General features: G+C 54.2%; 7 protein-coding genes and 1 tRNA gene. All 8 read left to right on the forward strand.

What is annotated here, in order from left to right:
* Nucleotides 1–47: 47 nt before the first annotated feature.
* The 8 genes from rpsU (at nucleotide 48) to MO867_RS03960 (ending at nucleotide 8,209) form a co-directional block, all read left to right on the forward strand.
* Nucleotides 48–263: a 30S ribosomal protein S21 gene (gene rpsU / locus MO867_RS03925; protein WP_183461320.1), complete on the forward strand. Its 216-nt coding sequence runs from the start codon at nucleotides 48–50 to the stop codon at nucleotides 261–263.
* Nucleotides 264–463: 200 nt separating this feature from the next.
* Nucleotides 464–910: a GatB/YqeY domain-containing protein gene (locus tag MO867_RS03930; RefSeq protein WP_252464802.1), complete on the forward strand. Its 447-nt coding sequence runs from the start codon at nucleotides 464–466 to the stop codon at nucleotides 908–910.
* Between the two features lie 15 nt (nucleotides 911–925).
* Nucleotides 926–2,899, forward strand: a complete 1,974-nt coding sequence (dnaG, locus tag MO867_RS03935; protein WP_252464804.1) for a DNA primase — start codon at nucleotides 926–928, stop codon at nucleotides 2,897–2,899.
* Nucleotides 2,900–3,095: 196 nt separating this feature from the next.
* Entirely contained in the window at nucleotides 3,096–4,958 is a 1,863-nt protein-coding gene (rpoD, locus tag MO867_RS03940) for an RNA polymerase sigma factor RpoD (protein ID WP_252464806.1), read from the forward strand.
* Nucleotides 4,959–5,048: 90 nt separating this feature from the next.
* Complete coding sequence (locus MO867_RS03945) at nucleotides 5,049–5,459, forward strand: diacylglycerol kinase (RefSeq protein ID WP_305884231.1); 411 nt, start codon at nucleotides 5,049–5,051, stop codon at nucleotides 5,457–5,459.
* Nucleotides 5,460–5,725: 266 nt separating this feature from the next.
* Nucleotides 5,726–5,802 (forward strand) — tRNA-Ile (locus MO867_RS03950).
* Between the two features lie 202 nt (nucleotides 5,803–6,004).
* The gene (locus tag MO867_RS03955; RefSeq protein ID WP_252464809.1) at nucleotides 6,005–7,240 is read left to right on the forward strand and encodes a tyrosine-type recombinase/integrase; all 1,236 of its coding nucleotides are present in this window, start codon (nucleotides 6,005–6,007) and stop codon (nucleotides 7,238–7,240) included.
* 105 nt (nucleotides 7,241–7,345) lie between these two features.
* Nucleotides 7,346–8,209 carry a hypothetical protein gene (locus tag MO867_RS03960; protein ID WP_252464811.1) on the forward strand — a complete coding sequence of 288 codons (864 nt, stop codon included), beginning with the start codon at nucleotides 7,346–7,348 and terminating at the stop codon, nucleotides 8,207–8,209.
* Nucleotides 8,210–8,344: the final 135 nt, after the last annotated feature.

Here is an 8,344-nt window from a genome sequence, read left to right on the forward strand (position 1 = left end):
AGCATTGCCGGAATGGCCGAGAGAAACGAATTTTAACAGGTAGCCTAATGCCCTCTGTACGACTTAAAGACAACGAACCTTTCGATATCGCCCTGCGTCGCTTCAAGCGCTCCTGTGAAAAAGCAGGCGTACTGTCTGAAGTACGTCGTCGCGAGTTCTACGAAAAGCCCACTGCTGTACGCAAGCGTAAAGCTGCTGCCGCTGTTAAGCGTCACGCCAAGAAGCTTCAGCGTGAAAACCGCAAGTTCCAGCGCCTCTACTAAGAGCCGCAGACAGCACTAAGCCTGTCGCAGCGAGGCACCCAAACGGGTCCTGCCCGTAGCGGAGCTATAAAAAAACGGCGTGCGAGTCATACTCGCGCGCCGTTTTGCGTTTCAGATTCCGCATTCTCCCTCCGCCGCAGACGCGCTATCCTAAGCACCCGACCCCACAATTCATTGCCAACAATCCCGGAACAGTCATTATGAGCACTCTCAAGGACACACTGACTCAGGCCACCAAAGACGCGATGAAGGCGCGAGCCAAAGAACGTCTGGCCACCCTGCGCTTGATCAATGCCGAGATCAAACGTATAGAAGTGGATGAGCGCATTGAATTGGATGACGCCAGAATCCTTGCCCTGCTGGACAAAATGACCAAGCAGCGCCGCGACTCCATCACTCAGTTCGAGAAAGCTGGCCGCGCTGAACTCGCCGCCATAGAGCAGGCAGAGATCGAAGTCATCCAAGAGTACCTGCCAAAACAGCTGACCGAGACGGAGATTTCCAATATCGTCAGCTCCGCCGTTAAAGACACCGGCGCCAACAGCATGGCGGACATGGGCAAGGTCATCGCCCAGGTGAAGCCCCAGGTACAGGGCCGCGCGGATATGGGCGCAGTGAGTAAACTGGTGAAAGCCCAACTGGCCTGATCTCAGCGGATACTTATGACCGGCAAAATACCCCAGCACTTTATCGACGATCTGCTCGCACGGGCAGATATCGTCGAACTGGTAGACAGTCGGGTCAAGCTACGTAAAACCGGCAAGAATTATTCCGCCTGCTGCCCCTTCCACGACGAAAAAACCCCGTCGTTTACTGTCAGCGCAGACAAGCAGTTCTACTACTGCTTTGGCTGTGGCGCCAATGGCAACGCCATCGGCTTTCTGATGGAGTACGACCGCCTGCCTTTCCCCGAGGCAGTGGAGAAACTGGCGGCAACCCGCGGCATCGAAGTGCCCCGCGAACAGCTGGCGCCTGGACAGGAAAAACGTCAGAGGGAAAGCCAACCCCTCTACCAGCTCACAGAGAAAGCCGCCGACTACTATGGCGAACAACTGCGCAGCCACCCCGCCGCCGGCAGCGCCGTTGCCTACCTGCGCAACCGCGGCCTATCCGGTGAGATAGCGCGGGACTTCGGTATCGGCCTGGCACCACCAGGCTGGGACAATCTGCTCAATGCCCTCGCGGGCACCCCCGAGAAAGCCGACCAACTCGAACTGGCAGGTCTCGCCATTCGCCGCCAGGATAGCGATGGCAACACCAAAGCCAAGGCCCGCCACCACTACGACCGCTTCCGCAACCGTATAATCTTTCCGATTCGCGACCAACGCGGTCGTGCTATTGCCTTTGGTGGGCGGGTACTGGGGGACGACAAACCCAAGTATCTGAATTCGCCGGAAACCCCTATCTTCCACAAAAGTCGTGAACTCTACGGCTTGTGGGAGGCGCGCCAGGCCAACCGCAACCTGGAGCGCCTGATTGTGGTGGAGGGCTATATGGATGTCGTCGCCCTGGCCCAATTCGATATCCGCTGCGCCGTCGCCACTCTGGGAACCGCCTGCGGTGAAGACCATATTCAGCTGGCTTTCCGCCACACTACAGAACTGCTGTTCTGCTTTGATGGTGACCGCGCCGGCCGCGCCGCCGCGCGCCGGGCCCTCGAATCCGCACTGCCGCAGATGCAGGACGGCCGCAGCCTGCGCTTCCTGCTACTGCCCGAAGGCGAGGACCCGGACACCCTCGTGCGCCAACTGGGCGGAGAGCGCTTCCAGCAATTAATGGAAGAGCAGGCCTTACCATTGGAAGACTTTCTCTTCGATCTGCTCAGCGAAGACATCAACTTGCAGACCATGGACGGTCGTGCGCGACTGTCTAAATCAGCTGCCCCCTTGCTCGACCTGCTGCCCGAAGGCGTCTATCGCCAACTGATGTTTCAGCAGCTGGCCTCGCGTACGGGTCTCGATAAAGATACTCTTCAGGAAGTCATCCGCGTAGAAAAAGCCCGAGCGCCACAGCCACCTCAACCGCAGGCCGCAGCAACCACCGCCACTTCCAGGGAGCCCGGCAACGCGCCCCAACCAAACGAAGAGCTACAGCACCGCACGCCGCCGGAGCCCTGGCAGCGCAACAACTTCCACGATGAAGCCTCGGTAGCGACAACTGACAGTCCGCGCCGCAGCAGTCAATACCGCCTGCCACCCGAGCGCATGCTGATCGCGCTGCTTCTGCACCACCCGGAACTGGCGGCAAAAATCGAGGATGTCGAGCGCTTTCGCCGCAGTAACAGTGCCGATCTACACCTCTTCGCCCAACTGGTCGAGCTGCTTAAAAACCGACCGGAGTACAACCTGAATCAATTGCTCGGCTATTGGCGCGCCCATCACGGCGCCGACTCCTGCGACATCCTGGCCAAACTGGCCGCCTCCCAGCTGGTGTATGGCGCACGGCAGCTAGCGCAGAGTGACAACAACCTGGAATACGACCCATACACCGAATTTAACGACTGCCTAAAACGCCTGGATCAATCTGCCGACAAGCAGCGCAAGCGTGAATTGCTCGACCAACTCAGGAATAGCGCTCAATTAAGCCCGCAGGAACAGCTGGCTCTATTGGCAAATTGGCGAAAAAAGCAGAAATAATAGGTGCCGCCCCCTTGAAAACTGTGAGCTTAGCACTATATTCACTCACCCCCGCCGGGCGGGATCGGGAACCCGAGCACCCTAAACATCGCACCTATGCCGTTACTTGACAGCTAGAGTGGTTATTGCTAGTGCAAATACGCTATAATCCCGCGTCTTTGTCCCGTATTTTCATTCCCAGAATTCAGGGTTGTGCATGACCGACAAAACCCAGCAACAGTCCCGCATTAAGGAACTGATCGCCCGCGGTAAAGAGCAGGGCTATCTCACTTATGCCGAGGTAAATGACCACCTGCCGGAAGATATTTCCGATCCAGATCAGGTGGAAGACATTATTGGCATGATCAACGACATGGGCATCAAGGTGTTTGAAACTGCACCCGATGCCGAAGAGTTGTTGATGGCTGAAGGCGACAGCTCCGCTGATGAAATCGCCGCAGCCGAAGCTGCCGCTGCCCTGGCAGCCGTAGAGTCCGACGTTGGCCGAACGACCGATCCAGTACGCATGTATATGCGCGAAATGGGCACCGTAGAGCTGCTCACGCGCGAGGGCGAAATCGCCATTGCCAAGCGTATTGAGGAGGGCCTGCGCGAGCTGATGGCCGCTCTCGCTTATTGGCCGGGCGCAGTGCAGAAAATTATCAATGAGTACGCGCTGATCGAGAAAGAAGAGCGCCGTATTCCCGATATTATTGCCGGCTGGCTCGACCCCGCTGAAGACGTACCCCCGGGTGCTCAGGCCGGTCAAGCTGCCGCCGCTGCAGCGGCGGCAAAGTCAAACGCCGATAACAACGCGTCTGACGGCGACAAGAGCGATGATGACGAGGAAGAAGAGGAAGGTACCGGCGGTATCGACCCCGAAGAGCTCGCCACACGCATGAACGCGCTGATCGCCGCGCAAAAAGCCGCCGAGGAAATCATCGCCGCCCATGGCCGTGACTCCAAGGAAGCCGGCCAGGCTCTCGAAGCCGTTGGCGATGTATTCCGCTACTTCAAGCTGGCCCCGCGTCAATTTGATCCGCTCTACGGAGAGGTGCGCTACATCCTCGATAGCGTGCGTGAACAAGAACGCATCGTCATGGCGATGTGTATCAAACGTGCCCGCATGCCGCGTAAGACCTTTATCAAGGAATTTCCTGGCAACGAGACCAATGAAGATTGGATCCCGGCGATCATCAAGAAGAAGCGCGACTACTCCGACGCCCTGCGCCATGTAGTCGAAGACATAACGCGCGCCCAACGCAAGCTGGCTCAATGCCAGGAGCGCTCTGGACTGGAAGTTGGCCAGATCAAAGAGATCAATCGCCGCATGTCCATCGGTGAGGCACGCTCACGCCGCGCCAAGAAGGAAATGGTGGAAGCCAACCTGCGTCTGGTTATTTCTATCGCCAAGAAGTACACCAACCGCGGCCTGCAATTCCTTGACCTGATCCAGGAAGGCAATATCGGCCTGATGAAGGCAGTGGATAAGTTCGAATACCGCCGTGGCTACAAGTTCTCCACCTACGCCACTTGGTGGATTCGCCAGGCGATCACCCGCTCTATCGCAGATCAGGCCCGCACCATTCGTATTCCGGTACATATGATTGAGACTATTAATAAGCTCAACCGTATTAGCCGCCAAATGCTGCAGGAAATGGGCCGTGAACCCACTCCGGAGGAGCTGGGCGAACGCATGGAAATGCCGGAAGACAAGGTGCGCAAAGTTCTCAAAATCGCCAAGGAGCCCATTTCTATGGAAACTCCCATCGGTGATGATGAAGATTCACACCTGGGTGACTTTATTGAGGATCAGAACGAGTCCTCACCGGTGGACACCGCCACTCAGACCGGCCTGCACGACGCCACCCGCTCAGTACTCTCCGGCCTCACTGCCCGTGAAGCCAAAGTACTGCGTATGCGCTTCGGTATCGATATGAACACCGACCATACTCTGGAAGAGGTGGGCAAGCAGTTCGATGTGACCCGTGAGCGTATCCGTCAGATTGAGGCCAAGGCACTTCGCAAGCTGCGACATCCGTCCCGATCGGAGCACCTGCGAAGCTTCCTCGACGAGTAAGCAGCAACAAAAAAAGCCCGGTTCGACCGGGCTTTTTTATGTGACACAATCATGACCGCTCGCAAGGGTTGAAGATGGCAGGAGAGCACCATGCAAGAAGAAGTCGCCAATATGTCAGTAGGGCCCGGCAACAAACCCGGCAAGAAAGGTGTTGCCCGCTTGCTGGCAGCCGCCAATTATTCCAAACAGGGTCTGGTTGCCGCCTGGCGCAATGAAGAAGCCTTTCGACAGGAAGTGATTGGCACGTGCCTAGTAGTACCACTGGCACTCTGGGCCGGCGAGACCCCTGCCGAGCGTGCCATATTGATTGCCGTCGTGATGTTCGTACTCCCCATCGAACTGATCAACAGCGCCATTGAAGCTACTGTGGACCGTATCGGCGCCGAGAAACATCCCCTAGCCAAGATCGCCAAAGACACCGGCTCCGCCGCCGTCGCCGTCGGCCTCTTCGCAGCCTTTCTGGTTTGGTGCTGCATACTTATCCCTAAACTCCCGCTGTAAATACTTTAGTATGAGTTTTTAGCCTCCCCATTTTAAAACAAGCACACCTGTACCAATCAGACAGGTATCTTGGTACCACCGCACCAATTAAAACACTTGGCGAATCCCCTCTCAACTCGATAAAGATCAGCGACGGGCAAAGGCACGTACAGCGGGGGGGGGGGGATTTTGTATATCAGCCAAAAATTGTAACAAGGGCATTGATTTGCAAGGGAAAATCTTGTACTTTTGCAAACCGCTTGCAACGATCCTCGCAAGCAATGTGGGGGCCCTTAGCTCAGTTGGTTAGAGCATCCGACTCATAATCGGCAGGTCCTGGGTTCGAGTCCCGGAGGGCCCACCACCTTTAAATCTCCCCCAGTCTCAAAAAGCCTCACACCCCGCGACATACCTAGTTTTCCAGGTTATTCTTGCGTCTAGATTAATCTAATGTATGCACTCAAAGCTGGGGGCCTTTGGGGGCACATCTGGGGGCCTCTATTAAATTCGCGCCACCAGGGGCCCCCAAATATCGCCGCTACCCCCGCCATTAAAGGGATTGCGCTATGGCACTGACAGAGCTTCAGGTAAAGCAAGCAAGAGCCAAGGAGAAGGACTACAAGCTCAGCGATGAAAAAGGAATGTTCCTGCTTGTAACAAAAACCGGAGGCAGGTATTGGCGACTTAAATACCGCCACCCCCATACTAAGAAAGAGCGAAAGCTAGCTCTGGGGGTGTACCCGGAAACCAGCCTTAAAAGGGCCCGGCAGAAACGTGACGAAGCCCGAAATCTAATTCTCGATGGCATTGACCCAAGTGACCATCGCAAAGCTCTCCAAGCAGAAAACCACACAGCCGCCACTAATACTTTTGAAGCTTTAGCCCTCGACTGGTTTGCAACCAAAATGGGGGATAAATCCGAAAGCCATCGTCGGCGCACAATGCGTTTATTAGAGAGAGACCTTTTTCCCTATTTAGGGCGAAGGCCAATAGGCAAAATAACCCCACCAGAATTATTAATCATCCTAAAACGTATCGAAGCTCGGGGCGCAATAGAAACCGCCAAGCGCGCCAAGCAAACTGCAAGCCAAGTTTTCCGCTTCGCTATTGCCGGCGGCAAAGCAACCAATGACCCTGCCTCAGTAGTTGGCGACCAGCTCCAACCAACCCAATCTAAAAACTTCGCCACCATCACACATCCAATGGAGGTTGGAAAACTGCTAACCGCTATTGAGCAATACCAAGGCACCCCCACGGTTCGCGCTGCTCTTAAGTTGTCCCCCATGCTGTTCTGTCGCCCTGGCGAGCTTCGCGCCCTGGAGTGGTCGGAAATTAATTGGACGGAGAATCGCATAGAGCTTCCAGCTCAGAAAATGAAAATGCGCCAACCGCACATAATTCCCCTGGCGAGACAAGCAACAGAAGTGCTTCGCGAAATAGCCCCGCTTACAGGCCGCTTTCGCTATGTATTCCCCTCCCCTAGAGGTGCCAGCCGCTGCATGTCAGAGAATGCCGTTAGGGTGGCACTGCGTAATATGGGCTATGGCAATGACGCAATTACCCCTCATGGCTTCCGGGCCATGGCGCGAACGCTACTAGATGAGGTGCTGGGCGAGCGTGTGGAATGGATTGAGCACCAGTTGGCACACTCAGTAAAGGACGCTAATGGGACAGCCTACAACCGAACTAAACACCTAGTACAACGCACAACCATGATGCAGAAGTGGGCGGACTACTTGGATAGACTAAAGGCCAGCGAAAAAGCAGGGAATGTAATCTCAGCGAACTTTAGTAATCAATAACGGACAATCGAATTTCAGCGCCTAGGGTAGCTCCCGAAAGGCCACAACCCTTAGTGGCTTGGCGCTGAATCTAGATGAAAGGGAATCTCTCAAAGGGAGGAGAATATGGAAAACTGGCAGTCACTTATATTGATTCGAGACATAGAAAAGAAATATAAGAACCTAGATTTCAAGCTTCTATTGGAGTCCATAATGAAGCTTGAAACACCAATATACTATCTTGTGCCACCAGGCCGCTTTGTTGACCACTACCGGCACTATCTCGACAATCAAATCTCGATAACAGTTCACGTTCCCGACCCTGCTGATAATGAACTCTATACTGGGAGACTAATAATTTGGGGTGGTAGCGAAAATACAGAGGAAGGTGCGGATGCCTTCGCCTTGAACGAAGAAACCGCCTGCCTTTTTGCCGAATCCGCTCTTTATAATTTTGTCACAAAAAGCAGAGACTCGGTCTACTCCACTCAGCGAAACTGCTGGGAATTAACACTACTGGACGATTATGGAAAACCTCTAATAATTGGGTATGAACCGACTTCTCCCAATGAAAAAATTATATGGAACGAGATTTCTCAAGCCGTAGCAAAGCAGCATCCTAAAATAAATCCCAATCAAACCTGGCTTCAGCAGCCTGCCGAGGAAGTATCTTTCGGTCAACTCGCAGTGCATCCCAATGACCTAATTCAGTTTCAACCGTTAAAAAGTAAGGCGCAAAAAGCTCTCCCTCAAGAGGGAGCAATTGAAGTTTTGGGCCCAACTGAACGAAGAAGCTTGATAAACATCATTTGGGCATTGAAAGAACTATCCATCACAAAGAGCCGCAATGCCAATCAGTCCACCATTATCACCGAACTGGTAGATAAATATGGCGGCCTCAGGGGTATTTCAAAAGCAAAATTAGGCGAAGTCCTGGGTGAAGCTAATAAACAAAATAAACACCGGGTTTCAGTAGTGGACGCAAGCTAGTCTCCCCAAAATCTAGGTAGACTTTTCTCTTATCTAGCTAGATAAGCCCACTGTTCAACAACCCGCAATTGCTCAATATATTACGTATCAGCCTCAACAAACCCACAGGAGAGCTGATACGTGCAGACCAACCTA

Origin of the sequence: Microbulbifer okhotskensis (assembly GCF_023895975.1) — a bacterium.
In the GTDB taxonomy this organism is placed as follows: domain Bacteria; phylum Pseudomonadota; class Gammaproteobacteria; order Pseudomonadales; family Cellvibrionaceae; genus Microbulbifer; species Microbulbifer okhotskensis.